At 72.0% G+C, this 16,547-nt stretch carries 12 protein-coding genes; 8 read left to right on the plus strand and 4 right to left on the minus strand.

What is annotated here, in order from left to right:
- Nucleotides 1-11: 11 nt before the first annotated feature.
- Entirely contained in the window at nt 12-1,067 is a 1,056-nt protein-coding gene (locus tag ACQ5SO_RS12695) for an ABC transporter permease (RefSeq protein ID WP_430941977.1), read from the minus strand.
- A 205-nt stretch (nt 1,068-1,272) separates the two neighbouring features.
- Entirely contained in the window at nt 1,273-2,238 is a 966-nt protein-coding gene (locus ACQ5SO_RS12700; protein WP_430941978.1) for a glycine betaine ABC transporter substrate-binding protein, read from the minus strand.
- A gap of 186 nt (nt 2,239-2,424) precedes the next feature.
- On the opposite strand from ACQ5SO_RS12700, the gene betI reads away from it, so the two are divergent.
- A complete protein-coding gene (gene betI, locus ACQ5SO_RS12705; protein WP_430941979.1) occupies nt 2,425-3,015 on the plus strand; it encodes a transcriptional regulator BetI in 591 nt (196 codons plus the stop codon).
- A complete protein-coding gene (gene betC / locus ACQ5SO_RS12710) occupies nt 3,012-4,520 on the plus strand; it encodes a choline-sulfatase (RefSeq protein ID WP_430941980.1) in 1,509 nt (502 codons plus the stop codon). The genes betI and betC overlap by 4 nt, the downstream gene beginning before the upstream one ends.
- Before the next feature lie 774 nt (nt 4,521-5,294).
- On the opposite strand, the gene ettA is transcribed toward betC, so the two are convergent.
- Nucleotides 5,295-6,962: an energy-dependent translational throttle protein EttA gene (gene ettA, locus ACQ5SO_RS12715; protein ID WP_430941981.1), complete on the minus strand. Its 1,668-nt coding sequence runs from the start codon at nt 6,960-6,962 to the stop codon at nt 5,295-5,297.
- Nucleotides 6,963-7,199: 237 nt separating this feature from the next.
- Between ettA and ACQ5SO_RS12720 the strand changes: the two genes are divergently transcribed.
- The 4 genes from ACQ5SO_RS12720 to ACQ5SO_RS12735 all read left to right on the plus strand — a co-directional run bounded on the left by ACQ5SO_RS12720 (nt 7,200) and on the right by ACQ5SO_RS12735 (nt 12,757).
- Nucleotides 7,200-8,738: a hypothetical protein gene (locus ACQ5SO_RS12720; RefSeq protein ID WP_430941982.1), complete on the plus strand. Its 1,539-nt coding sequence runs from the start codon at nt 7,200-7,202 to the stop codon at nt 8,736-8,738.
- 352 nt (nt 8,739-9,090) lie between these two features.
- Nucleotides 9,091-9,729, plus strand: a complete 639-nt coding sequence (locus ACQ5SO_RS12725; RefSeq protein WP_430941989.1) for a nicotinate-nucleotide adenylyltransferase — start codon at nt 9,091-9,093, stop codon at nt 9,727-9,729.
- Nucleotides 9,730-9,968: 239 nt separating this feature from the next.
- Nucleotides 9,969-11,804: a D-alanyl-D-alanine carboxypeptidase/D-alanyl-D-alanine endopeptidase gene (gene dacB / locus ACQ5SO_RS12730; protein ID WP_430941983.1), complete on the plus strand. Its 1,836-nt coding sequence runs from the start codon at nt 9,969-9,971 to the stop codon at nt 11,802-11,804.
- 254 nt (nt 11,805-12,058) lie between these two features.
- Nucleotides 12,059-12,757 (plus strand): DUF6629 family protein, encoded by a 699-nt coding sequence (locus ACQ5SO_RS12735; RefSeq protein WP_430941984.1) that lies wholly within the window; start codon nt 12,059-12,061, stop codon nt 12,755-12,757.
- 123 nt (nt 12,758-12,880) lie between these two features.
- Here ACQ5SO_RS12735 and ACQ5SO_RS12740 read toward each other — a convergent pair whose 3' ends face one another.
- Nucleotides 12,881-13,315 carry a tellurite resistance TerB family protein gene (locus tag ACQ5SO_RS12740; protein WP_430941985.1) on the minus strand — a complete coding sequence of 145 codons (435 nt, stop codon included), beginning with the start codon at nt 13,313-13,315 and terminating at the stop codon, nt 12,881-12,883.
- A 283-nt stretch (nt 13,316-13,598) separates the two neighbouring features.
- Here ACQ5SO_RS12740 and ACQ5SO_RS12745 point away from each other — a divergent pair, with 283 nt between their 5' ends.
- Both ACQ5SO_RS12745 and ACQ5SO_RS12750 read left to right on the plus strand, forming a co-directional pair.
- Nucleotides 13,599-15,197: a lysine--tRNA ligase gene (locus ACQ5SO_RS12745; protein ID WP_430941986.1), complete on the plus strand. Its 1,599-nt coding sequence runs from the start codon at nt 13,599-13,601 to the stop codon at nt 15,195-15,197.
- A gap of 68 nt (nt 15,198-15,265) precedes the next feature.
- Nucleotides 15,266-16,399 (plus strand): EAL domain-containing protein, encoded by a 1,134-nt coding sequence (locus tag ACQ5SO_RS12750; protein WP_430941987.1) that lies wholly within the window; start codon nt 15,266-15,268, stop codon nt 16,397-16,399.
- Nucleotides 16,400-16,547 lie beyond the last annotated feature (148 nt).

Here is a 16,547-nt window from a genome sequence, read left to right on the forward strand (position 1 = left end):
CGGTCCCTCCCTCAGCGCTCGGACTTGTCGATGCGGCTCAGCGCGGCCTTGGTCGACCGGTCGAGCACGATGGCCAGCAGCACGATGCACAGGCCCGAGACGAGGCCGACGCCAAGCTCGAGGTTGCGGATGCCGCGCAGCACGAGGACGCCGAGGCCCGGGGCCGAGACCAGCGAGGCGATGACGACCATGGCCAGCGACATCATGATGGTCTGGTTCACGCCCGCCATGATGTTCGGCAGCGCCAGCGGGATCTGCACGCCGAACAGCTTCTGCTTGTCGGTCATGCCGAAAGCGTCCGCGGCCTCGATCACGTCCTTGTCCACCAGCCGGATGCCGAGATTGGTCAGGCGGATCACCGGCACGATGGCGTAGAGGATGATGGCGATGCCGTAGAGCTTCGATTCCGTCACCGAGAACAGGAAGATCAGCGGGATCAGGTAGACGAAGGTCGGCAGGGTCTGGAGCATGTCCAGCACCGGGATCAGGATCCGCTGCGCCGTGTCGTTGCGCGCCATGCCGATGCCGATCGGCACGCCCAGCGCGACGCAGAATATCGTGCAGACGAAGACGATGGCGAGGGTCTGCGCCGCCGCGTCGTAATGGTCGATGAAGGCCATCCCGAGGAAGGTCGCCGCCACCAGCGCCACCACGCCCGCGGCGCGGGTCGCGTACCAGGTCAGCAGCAGCAGCGCCGGGATCAGCACGAACCAGGGCAGCCATTCGAACAGCGCCAGCGCCCAGTCGAGCAGGAAGGACAGCGGCTGGGTCATCGGGTCCAGCACCACCTTCATCGGGTCCTTCACGTCGAGGAAGGCCTGCTCGGCCCCGGTGGTGAAATCGCGCGTGCGCGGGATCGCGTCGCAGGCCGAATGCAGGTTGTCGAGCGAGGGGAACGGAAAGCCCCCCGCGGCCTCGGCGGCCGCGTCGACCTCCTCGCCGCCGCCGCCCGCCGCGGCCTTCTTGCGCGCCAGCAGCTGGGCCATGGTCATCGGCCCTTCCTGCTTGTCCGCGTCACACCATTCGCGCAGGCCGAGCCCGTCGAACACCCCTGAATAGAAAGACATTTTCACCCGTTCCCTGTTGGATCCGCGGCCGGTCCCGTCCCCTCGGGACCCGCCATGCCGCCCGGTTTTCCGGGTCCGCGTCGAAGGCCGGCACGACCTGCCGGGCTGCGATGCGGGCCGTGTCCGCGCCGGCCGTGTTGGAAAGGAAAAGGGCGCCCCCCGGCGTGTCGGAGGGCGCCCTTTCCCGGAGCGCGTCAGGCGCCGATCAGAACAGCTCGGACAGCTTGGCCTTCGCCTCGTCGTCCAGCCAGCCCATCCACAGGTCCTTCTCGGAGGTCAGGAAGTAGACGGCCGCTTCCTCGGCGGTGGCGTCGTTGTCGTCCATCCAGGCCAGGATGCCGTTCATCTGCTCGTTGGTGAACGAGAGGTTGGCCATGAAGGCCGAGGCCTCGGGCTGCTCCTCGGAGAAGGTGTTGGTCACGACGGTCTTGACCGGGGACACCGGGTACTCGGACAGCCGCTCGCCGCGGGTCGGGCACTCGGGGTCCGAATCGCAGGTGTGCACCTCGGGGATGTACTCGCCCAGCGAGATCTTGTGCATCGGGTACTTGCCGAGGATCGCGGTCGGCCCCCAGTAGTAGCCGAACCAGGGCTCCTGGTTCTCGAAGGCCGAGGCGATCGAGGCGGCGAGCGTCTCGCCCGAGCCGTGCTGGAACAGCTCGATGCCCGCGCCCTCGAGGCCCGCGGCGGCGCCCTTCGAGGCGTTGGCGCGCTGGCAGCCCCAGCCCTCGGGGCACTGGTGGAAGCGGCCGCCGACCAGCTCGGGATTGGCCAGCACGCCCTCGAGGGTGGCCAGCTCGGGATGCGCGTCCACGAGGTATTGCGGGATCCACCAGCCCTCGACGCCGCCGTCGGACAGCACGTCGGTCAGCGTGGTGATCTTGCCCGAGGCCTCCATCTTCTCATAGGCCGGGGCGCCGTTGATCCACAGCTCGGTCACGATGTCGGGCTTGCCGGTCTCGGCGACCGAGGCGAGGGCGGGGACGGTCGAGGAGGCGACCATGGTCACCTCGCAGCCATAGCCCTGCTCGAGCACGAACTTGGCGACGGAGGTGACGACCTGGGAGGATTTCCAGTTCATCTCGGTCATCACCACCGAGCCGCAATCGGCGGCGGAAGCGGCGGCGGGGGCGAGGGCGGCGCCCAGGAGGGCGGCGGCGAGCTTCTTCATCTTCGGTCAGTCTCCCTGCGAGCTTGATCGCATTGTTGGTCGCGCGGGGCGCGTCGTTGCCACCCGGACCGCGTTCCCCGGCCCGAATGATTTCATTGATTGACGGCTCAATTAGGATGCATTCAAGTCCGGTTTGCAACCCTGCGCTTGGCGGCGCCGGAACATTATGTCGGGAGATGCGCCCCCATGGGTCGAAAAGGAGTGGAGCCTGCGCGCCGAAAAGCGCTGGTCGACGCCGCGATAGGCGAAATCGGGCGCACCGGTTCGCTTGACGTGACCGTCAGCCAGATCGCGAAACGCGCGGGGATGTCGCCGGCGCTGGCCCATCACTACTTCGGCTCGAAGGAACAGATCTTCCTCGCCGCCATGCGCCGCCTGCTGAGCGACTACGCGGCCGAGGTGCGCCGGGCGCTGGCGGCGGCGGCGGACACGCCCGAGGCGCGGCTGCGCGCGGTGGTCGGCGCCAATTTCGCGGACATCAACCTGGCGCCCGAGGCGGTGGCCGCGTGGCTGAGCTTCTACGTCCGGGCGCGCAAGTCGGAATCGGTGGCGCGGCTGCTGCACATCTATCACCGCCGGCTGCGCTCGAACCTTCTGAACGAATTGCGGCCCCTGGCCGGGGCGCGGGCCGAGACGATCGCGCTCGGCCTCGCGGCCATGATCGACGGGCTCTACATCCGCCGCGCGCTGGAGACCCCGCCGCCGCCGCGCGGGGCCTGCACGGCCGCCGCACTTGATTACCTCGACCTTCACCTGGCGAAAAAGGACCCCCAATGAAGCGCCCCAACATCCTGATCCTGATGGTGGATCAGCTGAACGGCACCCTGTTCCCGGACGGCCCGGCCGACTGGCTGCACGCGCCGAACCTCAAGGCGCTGGCGGCGAAATCGGCGCGGTTCAAGAACGCCTACACCGCCTCGCCGCTCTGCGCCCCGGGGCGGGCGAGCTTCATGTCCGGGCAGCTGCCGCGCCGCACCGGGGTCTATGACAACGCGGCCGAATTCTCCTCGGCCATCCCCACCTACGCGCATCACCTGCGCCGGGCGGGCTGGCAGACGGCGCTGTCGGGCAAGATGCATTTCGTCGGCCCCGACCAGCTGCACGGGTTCGAGGAACGGCTGACCACCGACATCTACCCGGCCGATTTCGGCTGGACCCCCGATTACCGCAAGCCCGGGGAGCGGATCGACTGGTGGTATCACAACATGGGCTCGGTGACCGGCGCGGGCGTGGCCGAAATCTCCAACCAGATGGAGTATGACGACGAGGTCGCCTACAACGCCGTGCGCAAGGTCTATGACCTGAGCCGCGGCAAGGACCCGCGGCCCTGGATGCTGACGGTCAGCTTCACCCACCCGCACGACCCTTACGTGGCCCGGCGCAAGTACTGGGACCTCTACGAGGACTGCGAGCACCTGCTGCCCGAGGTCCCGGCGATGGATTACGACGCGCATGATCCCCATGCGAAGCGGATCTTCGACGCCAATGACTGGCGCAATTTCGAGATCACGGAAGAGAACATCCGCCGGTCCCGCCGCGCCTATTTCGCCAACATCTCCTATCTCGACGACAAGATCGGCGAGATCCTGCACGCGATGGAGGCGACCCGGCAGGAGGCGACGATCCTCTTCGTCTCGGACCATGGCGACATGCTCGGGGAACGCGGCCTGTGGTTCAAGATGAGCTTCTACGAGGGCTCCTCCCGCGTGCCGCTGATGATCGCAGGCGACGGCGTGGCCCCGGGGCTGATCGAGACGCCGGTCTCGACCATCGACGTGACGCCCACGGTCTGCGCCCTCGCGGGCGTGCCGCTGGGCGAGGTGGCGCCCTTCACCGACGGCGAGAACCTGGCGCCGCTGACCGAGGGCGCGACCCGCACCAGCCCGGTGGCGATGGAATACGCGGCCGAGGCGTCCTATGCGCCGCTGGTCGCGCTGCGCCAGGGCAAGTGGAAGTTCACCCGCTGCGCGCTCGATCCCGACCAGCTCTTCGACCTCTCGGCCGACCCGCACGAGCTGGAGAACCTCGCCGACGACCCCGCCCATGCCGAGGTGTGGAAGCGGTTCGACGCCGAGGCGCGGGCGCGCTGGGACCTCGCGCGCTACGACGCCGAGGTGCGCGAGAGCCAGGCCCGGCGGCACATCGTCTACGAGGCGCTGCGCAACGGGGCCTATTACCCCTGGGATCACCAGCCCCTGCAGGCGGCCTCCGAGCGGTTCATGCGCAACCACATGGACCTCAACGTGGTCGAGGAGAACGCCCGCTTCCCGCGCGGGGAGTGAGGCGTCGCCGCGGGCCGGGACGGCGGGGGCCGGGCGCCCGCGGGCTTGGGCGATGCGGACGGCGGGGGGCCGGGCGGCGGAGGCGTCGCCCGGCCCCCGTGCTTTGGGGGGGCTGGGCGCCCGGCGCCGCGCATCTCGTGGACGAATCGATTCGGGCCGCGGCCCACCCTCCGGGCATCCGCCCTTCGGCGCCGCCCTCCGCGGTTCGGAAGCCGCTTGAACTCGCCTGAAAGGCGAATTCATTCACCTGAATTAGGCCGCAACCCCTGGTTGCATTTTCTTCAATAAGGCGCCCGATGGCGCATGTGGTTTCGAGAAATCCTGAACTGCCCAAAAATGCAGGTGACATGCACCTTAAAAATAGCGACTTTTCCACTGAACGATGAACGGGGCCTGCAAAGTTCGCCTTCCCCATGTCCCCACGTTCCCGAGGCGTCGCTGCGTATCGCGACCCACGGACGACCGGGCGCGCGCGCGAGGCGCCCCCGGCGCCCGTCGCCTCTCCTGGCCGCGTATTGGCCGGGCGGGCGGCGGGCCCCTGCCCGTCGGCTTTCGCCGCCGCTCCCCGACACGACGCGATGCACCGATGACCCGGCGCCGACCGCCCCGCGGATACGCCGCCGCCGCATCGCCGCGCCTGCCGCCGGGCCGCCCCCGCCCCCCCCCGGAACGCTTCCGCCGGAACGCAAACGCGCCGCCCGAGATCCCCCCGGGCGGCGCGTTTCGGTTTTCCGGCAGGCCGTCGACCGGACCCGCCCGGGCCCGGCCCCGCGCTCAGCGGGTGAACTTCTTGTACTTGATCCGCTTGGGCTCGGCCGCATCGGCGCCGAGGCGGCGGATCTTGTCCTCCTCGTAGGCGGTGAAGTCGCCCTGGAACCACTCCACGTGGCTGTCGCCCTCGAAGGCGAGGATGTGGGTGCAGATCCGGTCGAGGAACCAGCGATCGTGCGAGATCACCACCGCGCAGCCCGCGAAGTTCTCCAGCGCGTCCTCGAGGGCGCGCAGGGTCTCGACGTCGAGGTCGTTGGTCGGCTCATCGAGCAGCAGCACGTTGCCGCCCGAGCGCAGCAGCTTGGCCATGTGGACCCGGTTGCGCTCACCGCCCGAGAGCAGCCCGACCTTCTTCTGCTGGTCGCCGCCCTTGAAGTTGAAGGCGCCGCAATAGGCGCGGGAGGCCATCTCCGCCTCGCCGAGCTTGATGATGTCGAGCCCGTCGGAGATCTCCTCCCACACCGTCTTGTTCGGGTCGAGCGCGTCGCGGGACTGGTCGACATAGGCGAGCTTGACCGTGTCGCCATAGGTGATCGTGCCCTCGTCCGGCTGGTCCTGCCCGGTCAGCATGCGGAACAGGGTGGACTTGCCGGCGCCGTTGGGGCCGATCACGCCGACGATGCCGCCCGGGGGCAGGTCGAAGGTCAGCCCGTCGATCAGCAGGTTCTCGCCGAAGGCCTTCTTGATGTTGTCGACCTCGATCACCTTGCCGCCCAGGCGCGGGCCGTGCGGGATGATGATCTGCGCCTTGCCGACCTGCTCGCGCTCGGACTGGTTGGCCAGTTCCTCGTAGCGCTGCAGGCGGGCCTTGGACTTGGCCTGGCGGGCCTTGGCGCCCTGGCGGACCCACTCGAGCTCGCGCGACAGGGTCTTCTGGCGCGACTTGTCCTCGCGCGCTTCCTGCTCGAGGCGCTTGGCCTTCTGCTCCAGCCAGGACGAATAGTTGCCCTCGTAGGGGATGCCCCGCCCGCGGTCGAGCTCGAGGATCCAGGAGGTGATGTCGTCGAGGAAGTAGCGGTCATGGGTCACGATCAGGATCGTGCCCTTGTACTCGATCAGGTGCTTCTGCAGCCAGGCGATGGTCTCGGCGTCGAGGTGGTTGGTCGGCTCGTCCAGCAGCAGCATGTCGGGGGCTTCGAGCAGCAGCTTGCACAGCGCGACGCGGCGTTTCTCGCCGCCCGAGAGCTTGGAGACGTCGGCGTCGTCCGGCGGGCAGCGCAGGGCTTCCATGGCCACGTCGACCTGGCTGTCGAGGTCCCACAGGTCCTGGGCCTCGATCTGGTCCTGCAGCTCGGTCATCTTCTCCATCAGCTCGTCGGTGTAATCCTCGGCGAGCTTCATGGAGGTTTCGTTGAACGCGTCGACGAGGGCCTTCTTCTCGGCCACGCCGTCCATGACGTTCTCACGCACGGTGCGGGTCTCGTCCAGCTGCGGCTCCTGCGGCAGGTAGCCGACCTTGGCGCCCTTGGCGGCCCAGGCCTCGCCGGTGAAATCCTTGTCCTGGCCGGCCATGATGCGCAGCAGGGTGGACTTGCCGGCGCCGTTGACGCCGACGACGCCGATCTTCACGCCGGGCAGGAACGAGAGGCGGATGTTCTCGAAGCACTTCTTGCCGCCGGGATACGTCTTGGACACGCCGTCCATGTGGTACACGTACTGGTAGGAGGCCATGGTCGATCCTTCGGGCTGGAGGGTCTCGGGATTCTGCGAAGGGGACTTATGTCTCAGCGCGCCGTCCAGTGAAAGCCCCGGTTTCGCCCCCGCCGCCCGAGGGTGCGGGCGGCGAGGGCGCCGCGGCGCGCGCGCCGGGGCCGGCGAGGGGGGGGCTGCACCCCCCGTTCAATTCCCGTATCATGGCCGGGACCGCCCCCGCAGCCGCCCGGGGACGCGCCATTGCCGGATGCCGACATGCTTTTCAAAGGCTCTTTCCTGCGCGCCGCCGCGCGTCCCGCCGCCATTTCCGCCGCCGCGCTTTCGCTCGGCCTGGCCGCCCCGGCGCCCGCCGCCGCGCAGGTCGCCCTGCCCTCGGCCGCCGACTGGCAGGACCACGTGCTGAACGACCTGCTGCCGTTCTGGTCGGTCCCCGACGCGCTGGGCGATCCCGTCGGCGCCTTCCCGTCGCGGCGCTGCGACGACGGCACGCTGGCCCCGGCGGGCGCGCCCTGCCCCACCGGCGGCAATTCCACCGTGGACCGCCCGGACCGCTGGCTCGTCGCGCAGTCGCGGCAGGTCTTCGCCTATGGCGTCGCCTTCCACATGACCGGCGATCCGCAATGGCTGGAGCTGGCGCAGGCCGGGACGCAGAACCTGTTCGACACCTATTCCGACCCGGTCACCGGCATGTTCCATCGCGGCTACAGCGTTCGGCATGACTCGCCCGCGGGCGCGCCGATGGACCAGGAGGTGCAGACCCAGGTCTACGGGCTGCTCGGGCCGACCTTCCTCTATTACCTGACCGGGGACCCGGCGCTCTACGCGCAGATCCGCGCCACCGACCAGGCGATCCAGTCGAACTACTGGCTCGGGGACGGCGCCTTCTCGCGCTTCGGCGGCGAGGGCGTGGCGGCCGACCGGATCGCCGGGCATCTCGACCCGCTCAACACCTATATCCACATGCTGGCGCGGATGGCGCCCGAGGCGGACCGGGCCGGGTACCTGGAGCAGTCCGGGCAGATCGCCCATTACATCCGCGACAATTACTGGAACGAGGAGCGCGGGCTGCTGAACGTGCTCGCCTCCACCCCCGACGGGCGGATCGATTTCGGGCACAACGCCAAGACGCTGTGGTTCATCGCCCAGACGGCGGCCGAGATCGGCGACGCCGAGCTGGCGGCTTGGGCCACGACCCGGGCCGAGGGGGTGCTGGCGCAGGCGTACCTGCCCGAGTACGGGTCCTGGAGCGAGGCGACCTCGGGCGGCGTGGCGGAGACGACGTCGCGCGAGTGGATCGCGGCCGAGCTCGACCAGCTCGCCGCCTCGCTGGCGATGGCGGATGCGAGCGACCGCGACCGGCTGGCGGCGACCCAGGCCTTCTGGCTCGAGCATTTCGTGGACGAGGTGTATGGCGGCGTCTGGGGGCGGGTGGACGCGGTCACCGGCGACGTGATCTCGACCATCGCCAAGCACTGGGAATGGAAGGCGGGGTTCCACAGCTTCGAGCACGCGCTGGTCTCGTACCTCGCGGCGGCGGAGATGGCGGACGAGGACGCGGTGCTGTGGTTCGCGCGCCAGGATGGCGGCGCGGGGATGGATTTCGAGGCCGCCTACGTGTTCGAGGGCGAGGTGTCGGAGGTGACGGCGGTGGACCTGTCGGGGCTTTCGGCGCAGCAGGTGACCTATTCGGCGCTGGCCTTCGCCGCGGTGGCGGACGTGCCGCTGCCCGGGGCCGCCGGGCTGCTGGCGCTGGGCCTCGGGGCGCTGGCCGGGCTGCGGCGGCGCGGCGCCTGACCGGTGCGCGATGGCGGCGGCCGCGCCGACGCCTCCGGCCGCGAGGCGGGGGCGCACGCCCCCTCCGAGCGGGCGGACGCCCCCGGTGAAGCCGTGCATCCAGATGTCCCGGGCAGATGTCCCGGGGGTGCGGCCGGGCTCGGGGGCCTGAAGGCCCCGCTCGCCCGCCCGGCCGCGCGCAGGCGCCGGGGGCGCCGCCCGGGGACAGTCCCGCGGCGCGCGGCGCGCCGGGCCCCGCGCCGCCCCCCCCCCGCCCGGCCGCGCCGCGTCGGGCGGCTTCCCTTCCCGCCCCCGCTTCGCTAGGGCTGGGACAGGCGCCCGTTCCGCGCCGGTCCTGCCCGGGAGTTCCATGATCCGCACCGGCCTGCCCATCGCCCCGCCCGGCCTGCGCGTCGGCCTGCTCGGCGGCTCGTTCGACCCGCCGCACCGGGGGCACGCGCTGATCACCCGCCGGGCGCTGGCCGCGCTGGGGCTGGACCGGGTGTGGTGGCTGGTGACGCCGGGCAACCCCCTGAAACCCCATGGCCCGGCGGCGCTCGAGGCGCGGATCGCGGCGGCGAAGGCGATGATGGATCACCCGCGGGTCGAGGTGACGGGGATCGAGGCGCGGATCGGCGCGCGCTACACCGCCGACACGCTCGCCAGGCTGCGGCGGATCTATCCCGGGGTGCGCTTCGTGTGGCTGATGGGGGCCGACAACCTCGCCTCCTTCCACCGCTGGGACAGGTGGGAGACGATCGCCCGCACCGTGCCCATGGCGGTGATCGCGCGGCCCGGATCGCAGGTCGCGGCGGGCCTGTCCCCGACCGCCCGCCGCTTCGCCGCCGCCCGCCGCCCGGCGGAGGCCGCCCGCGCGCTGCCCTTCGCCGAGGCCCCGGCCTGGACGCTGCTGACCGGGCCGATGGACCCCGCCTCCTCCACCGACATCCGCGCGGGCGGCGCCTGGCCGCGGCAGGGGCGCGGCGCAGACGGGGACACGGCGGACGGCTGAGGAAGCCGCGCGGGCCGGGCCTTCGACCGCCGCATCCAACCGGCCCCGCCCCCACCGGCCCCCGCCGCCAACCGGCCCCCGACAGCCCCCCGCCTCCACCGCCCCGCGGCGCCCCGTTTCACCGCCGCCCCGGCGCCCCGATTGCGCGGCGCGGGCGGGCGAGGCATTGTGCCCTTCGTTTTCCGATCCGCCGTGCGCCGCCCTGCGCGCGGCAGCGTGACCCGCCGGGAGGGCGCCCCATGCCCCAGTTCAGCCTCGAGTCCAGCCCCCGGCCGGCCCCGCCGATCCGCCGCGCGGGCGCCGCGCGCCTGCGCATCGGCCGCCCGCTGCGCCTCGGCGCGGCGCTGCTGCTCGCGGCCGCCGCCGCCGCCCTCGCGCCGCCCCCGGCCCTCGCGAAGGCGCCCGGCGCGTCGCCGGTCCCGGTCGAGCGCCCCGCCTTCCGCCCGATCTCCTCGGTGCGCGAGAGCGCGCGCTTCGTGCGCCCGCCCGCGCCCGTCGCCGCCTCCCCCGCCGCCGAGGCCCTGGTCCTCGACGCCGAGGCCGAGGCCGCCCGCCTGCTCGCCGAGGCCGAGGCCCGGGCCGAGGCGCTCATCGCCGGCGCCGGGATCACCGGCCATACCGGCTTCGCGCTGATCGACATCGCCACCGGCGCCGTCCTGCAGGTCCGCCACGGCGACCAGGCCTTCCCGCCCGCCTCGACCGTCAAGGCGCTGACCGCGCTCTATGCGCTCGAGACCTTCGGGCCCGACCACCGCTTCGTGACCGAGCTGCGCGCCGCGCGGCTGCGGGACGGCGTGGCCGCGGGCCCGGTGGCGCTGGTCGGCGGCGGGGACCCGAGCTTCGACACCGACGATCTCGCCGCCCTCGCCGACGCGGCGCGCGCGGCGGGGCTGCGCCGGGCCGCGGGCCCGTTCCTGGCCGACGGCGCGGCGCTGGCGCAGATGGACCGGATCGACGCCGAGCAATCCGAGGACGCCGCCTACAACCCCGCCGTGGGGGGGCTGAACCTCAACTACAACCGCGTGGCGCTGAGCTGGACCCGCTCGGGCGACGGGCACGCGCTGTCGATGCTGGCCGCCGCCGACCGGACCGAGGCCGAGGTGAACGCCGTCGCCGCCGCCATCGGCGCCACCGGCGGCGGGGCGCTGGAGGCGACGGGGCTGCAGGGCGGGGCCGAGACCTGGATCGTCTCGCCCGATGCGCTGGGCCGGGAGGGGCGGCGCTGGCTGCCGGTGCGCCGCCCGGCGATCTACGCCGCCGACGCCTTCCGGGCGCTGGCCGATGCGCGCGGCATCGCCCTGCCCGCCCCGACCGAGGGGCCCGCGCCCGCGGGGGCCGCGCTGGTGGCGCGGCACGAAAGCCGGCCGCTGGACTGGATCCTGCGCGGGATGCTGCGCTACTCGACCAACCTGACGGCCGAGGCGCTGGGCCTCGCCGCCTCGGGGGCCCGCGGGGCGCGGCCCGGGGGGCTGGCCCCATCGGCCGCCGCCATGTCGCGCTGGCTGATGCGCCGCGCGGCGCTGGAGGACCTGGAGGGTCTCGCGCTGCAGAACCATTCGGGGCTGAGCGCGCAGAGCCGCATCACGCCGCTGCAGATGGCCCGCGCGCTGCGCGCCGCGGCGGTGATGGGGGATGACGGGATGCTGACCGCCGCCGCCCGCGCCGCGGGGGTGACGGCGGCGCCGCCCGCGCCGGTCCCCGGCGCCGCGGACGGCGCGGCGCGCACGCCCGGCGTCGCCGCGGGGGCGGCCGCGGCGGGGGCCGACCCGGCGGGGCTGCCGCGCGGCGCGCTCCATGACCTGCTGCGGCCGGTCCCGCTCGGCTCGGGCGCCGACGCGCCGCCCCCGGGGGTCGAGGCGCGGGCCAAGACCGGCACGCTGCTGTTCGTGCGCGGGCTGGCGGGCTATCTCGACGCCGCGTCGGGGCGCCGCTTCGCCTTCGCGATCTTCTCCGAGGACCTCGCGCGGCGCGCGGCGGCGGAGGATCTCGACCGCGCGCGCGGCTCGACCACCTGGCGCAAGCGCGCGCAGGCGCTGGAGCGGCGGCTGCTGAACGCCTGGGCGCGGCGGCTCTGAGGCGGCGCCGCGGCGCGCCTCCTCCCCGGCCCCGGCCCCGGCCAAGGCCCCTTCCCGTCCCCAGGCCCGGCGACGGCCACGGCCACGGCCGCGCGCGGTGGGACGGGGCGGCGGCGGCTTGCGTGCAACCCCGGCGGGAAACCGCGCCCGGAGCGGGGCGGGCGGCGCCGCTTTTCCTTCACCTCGCCTCCCGTCCACGTCATTCTGCCCGCGGCGCGCAGGATGCGCGCGGCACAGGCCAGGGGTATCGAGACATGTGTTTTTCCGCGGAAGCGAGCTTCACCGCCTTCGGGGTGCTGACGGTGATGGGGACGGTCTCCATCGTGCGCGCGCGGCGCCTCGGCTTCGGCGCGGGCAAGACGTTCCTCTCGGCCTTCCCGCTGTTCTTCGGCATCCAGCAGGGGTTCGAGGGGCTGGTCTGGCTCGCCATCAACGGCGCGGTCCCGGTGTCATGGCACTTGCCGGCGACGATGGGGTTCCTGTTCTTCGCGGTCGGGTTCTGGCCCGCGGCGGGGCCGCTCGCGGGCTGGATGATCGAGACGAAGCCGCGGCGCAAGAAGCTGTTCCTGCCCTTCGTGGCGGCGGGCTTCGCGGTGGCGGGGGTGCTGTTCGCGGCGGCGGTGATGGACCCGCTGGCGCCGGTCTCGCTCGAGAAATACCAGGGCCACCTCGTGTACCTGGCGCATCTCAAGATCCCGCACGGGACGGAATACGTCTATTTCGTCACCGCCTCGGCGGCGCTGGTGGGCTCGTCGGACCGGATGACCAAGGTGTTCGGCCTGGTGCTGGCCGCGTCCTTCATCGCCACGCTGATGCTCTACCAGGCGGCGGTGCTCGCCTCGGTCTGGTGCTTCTTCGCGGCCTGGTGCTCGCTCGTGCTGCTGGCCTTCCAGCGGCCCGAGCGCAACGCGGATGCGGGGCCCGCGGGCCCGGCGGGCGCCGCCCCGGCCTGACGGGCGGGGCGAGGGGCGCGGCAGGGCCCGGCGCAAAGGCGCAAGGCAAAGCGGCGCGAAGGGGGACCTTCGCGCCGCTTTTTCGTGCCGCGCCGTCGACCCGGGCCGCGGGCCGCGGCGGGATCAGGCCGCCGGGTTGGCGGGCGGGGTCAGCTTCTGGTGGCGCGCCCGCGCCCCCCGCTCGATCGCCGCGGCGGCGAGGCGCCCGACCCCGAGGTCATGGCGCACCATCTCGAGGAACCGCAGCTCGGCCAGCTTGACCGCGCCGTCGGCGGCGGCCACGTCGCAGGCCATCGCGTAGGCGGTTTCGTTCAGGTGCGGGGGCAGCGCCTCCTTCACCAGCCCGAGGATGGCGTCCAGCCCGTCCTCTTCGGCCAGCATGTCCATCATGGCCGAGCCGATCGGGCCGATCCGGTCATGGTCGTAATCGTCGAAGGCGGGCATGGCGCCGACGATCCGCTTGATGGACTTCATCTCGCGCTCGCTCACGCTCGCATCCGCGGCCGAGGTGGTGACCATGATCGCCACAAGGGCGTCCTGCGCGTTGAGAATGGGCATGTCGTCGCCTCCCTGCCTGTCCGGCATCCTGCCTGCGCGCGCAGCCCCCGGAACGGGGGCCGGGGCCTGTCCCGCGGCTGGGCTGCAATGGCGCCTGCCGCGCGCGCGAAGCGCGACCATATTGACCGCCGCGCCGCGCCGCAATATGGAACCGCGGGTGGCGGGGACCGGCCCCGCCGCCGAGACGCGCGCGCCCGGCCCGCCCGACAGGCGGGGGGCGCGCCTTTCGTGTTTCCCCTGCCCCGCGCGCTTGCCGCGCCGCACTACGCATGGAGCGATAGCGATGACCGAGCTGTCCGACGCCGCCCTCTCCGCCAAGGCCTGGCCGTTCGAGGAGGCGAAGAAGCTCGTCAAACGTTACGCGAAAAAGGCGCCCGAGAAGGGGCACGTCCTGTTCGAGACCGGCTACGGCCCCTCGGGCCTGCCGCATATCGGCACCTTCGGCGAGGTGGCGCGCACCACCATGATCCGCCGCGCGTTCGAGCTGATCTCCGACATCCCCACCAAGCTGCTGGTGTTCTCGGACGACATGGACGGGATGCGCAAGGTGCCCGAGAACGTGCCGCAGCAGGAGCTTCTGAAGCAGCACCTGCAGGAGCCGCTGACGGTCGTCCCCGACCCGTTCGGCACGCATGAGAGCTTCGGGCATCACAACAACGCCGAGCTGCGCCGGTTCCTCGACACCTTCGGGTTCGAGTACGAGTTCGCGAGCGCGACCGAGTACTACAAGTCCGGCAAGATGGACGACATCCTGCTGCGCGCGGCCGAGCGCTACGACGCGATCATGAAGATCATGCTCGCCTCGCTGCGCGAGGAACGCCAGCAGACCTATTCGTGCTTCCTGCCGATCTCGCCGACCACGGGGCGGGTGCTCTATGTCCCGATGAAGGACGTGAACGGCAAGACCGGCGAGATCACGTTTGAAGATGAAGACGGCACGGATGTGACGATCCCCGTCACCGGCGGCCGCGTAAAACTGCAGTGGAAGCCCGATTTCGGCGCCCGCTGGGCCGCGCTCGACGTCGATTTCGAGATGTACGGCAAGGATCACGGGCCGAACACCAAGATCTATGACGGCATCTGCCGCGCCCTCGGCGGGACCGCGCCGGAGCACATGGTCTATGAGCTGTTCCTCGACGGCGAGGGGCAGAAGATCTCCAAGTCCAAGGGCAACGGGCTGACCATCGACGAGTGGCTGACCTATGCGTCGACCGAGTCGCTGGCGCTGTTCATGTTCCAGAAGCCGAAGACCGCCAAGCGCCTGCACTGGGACGTGATCCCGCGGGCGGTGGACGAGTATCACCAGCACCTGCGCGCCTATCCGAACCAGGACGCGGCGCAGAAGCTGGCGAACCCGGTCTGGCACATCCACAACGGCAATCCGCCCGAGAGCGACCTGGTGGTGCCGTTCTCGATGCTGCTGAACCTCGCCTCGGCGGCCTCGGCCCATGACAAGGACGCGATGTGGGGCTTCATCCGCCGCTACGCGCCCGAGGCGACGCCCGAGACGCATCCCGGCCTCGACGCCGCCGCCGGCCACGCGGTGCGCTACTACGAGGACAAGGTCGCGCCGTTCAAGACCTACCGCGCGGCGACGGAGCAGGAGGCCGCGGCGCTGGCGGACCTGCGCGGTCGGCTGCTGGCCTGGACCGGGGCGCCCGAGGGCGAGGACGAGGCCGAGGCGCTGCAGAACGTGGTCTACGCCGTCGGCAAGGAGCACGGGTTCGAGAACCTGCGCGACTGGTTCAAGGCGATCTACGAGGTGCTGCTCGGCGCCTCGCAGGGCCCGCGTTTCGGCGGCTTCATCGCGCTTTACGGCGTGGCGGAGACGGCGGCGCTGATCGAAAAGGGCCTCGCCGGGGACCTCTCGACCGAGGGCTAACCCCGTATCAACGCCTTTGTCCCATGCTCCGGCTCGGGTGAGTTGTTGTGCATGGGACGAGGTGCGTGATGTTCGAGATGGACGGAGCCGCCGGCGCGAAGGGCGCCGGCGGAGTCGAGCTTTTCAGCGACAAGGACGACGCCCCCGGCGGGGTCGAGTTGTTCGGCGGCGGCGGTGACGCCCCCGGCGGCGTGGAGCTGTTCGGCGGCGGCGGTGACGCCCCCGGCGGCGTCGAGCTGTTCGGCGGCGACGACGACGCCCCCGGCGGCGTCGAGCTGTTCGGCGGCGGCGGTGACGCGCCCGGCGGCGTCGAGCTGTTCGGCGGCGGCGACGACGCCCCCGGCGGCGTCGAGCTGTTCGGCGGCGGCGATGACGCCCCCGGCGGGGTGGAGCTGTTCGGCGGGCCCGCGCCCGCCCCCGCCGCGCCGAAGGCCCGCGCGCTGAAACAGGGGCGGCTTGCCGAACAGGGCGGCCACGTCTTCGCCAAGCCGATGAGCTTCGCCTTCCAGCCGATCTGGGACCTGCGGGAGGACCGCCTCTTCGGTCACGAGGCGCTGCTGCGCACCGCCTGCGGCGACGGGCCCGAAACGCTGTTCGCCGCCCTCACCCCCGACACCATCCACCATTTCGACCAGCGCTGCCGCACCGAAGCCATCGAGGCGGCGGCGGAACTGGGCCTGCCCGGCCGGCTCAGCATCAACTTCCTGCCCGAGGCGGTGCATGACCCGTACCGGGACCTGCAATCCTCGCTCATGGCGCTGGGGGCCGCGGGACGCGGGGCCGAATCGCTGATCTTCGAGGCGGTGGGCCGGTCCCGGTCCGAGGACCCGCTGCGGCTGCGCATCATCCGCGACGTGCACCACGAGATGGGCCTCTTGTTCTCGCTCGACGATTTCGGGGGGGCGGCGCCGATCCACCTGGCCGCGGACCTGCTGCCGGACATCGTCAAGCTCGCCTCGCCGCTGACCCGCGGCGCCGACCGCGACCCGGGGCGGCGGCGGATGATCCGCGGCATCGTGGAGATCTGCGCCGATCTCGGCATCACCGTCGCCGCCAAGCGGCTGGAGCGGCGCGAGGAGGTCGAGGCGGCGGCGGAGTGCGGCGTCGAGCTGGTGCAGGGCATCGCCGTGGCCGCGGTGGCCGGATCGCGCCCGGATGCCGAGGACGACATCCGCGCCAGGCTGGCCCGGCAGGCCGCGTAAGGGCCCGCCCGCGGCCCCCGTCGCGCCCGGCCCTGTCGCGCCCGGCCCCCGCCACGCCCGGCCCGCGCGCGCCCTAGGACGCGGACTCATATCCCGGCAATCCAAATGCGGATGGATGCGAGCTTCAGGGCTGCGAGATAGTTGTCCG

The sequence above is a fragment of the Rhodovulum sp. DZ06 genome (assembly GCF_050586345.1).
Classification (GTDB): domain Bacteria; phylum Pseudomonadota; class Alphaproteobacteria; order Rhodobacterales; family Rhodobacteraceae; genus JBOCEF01.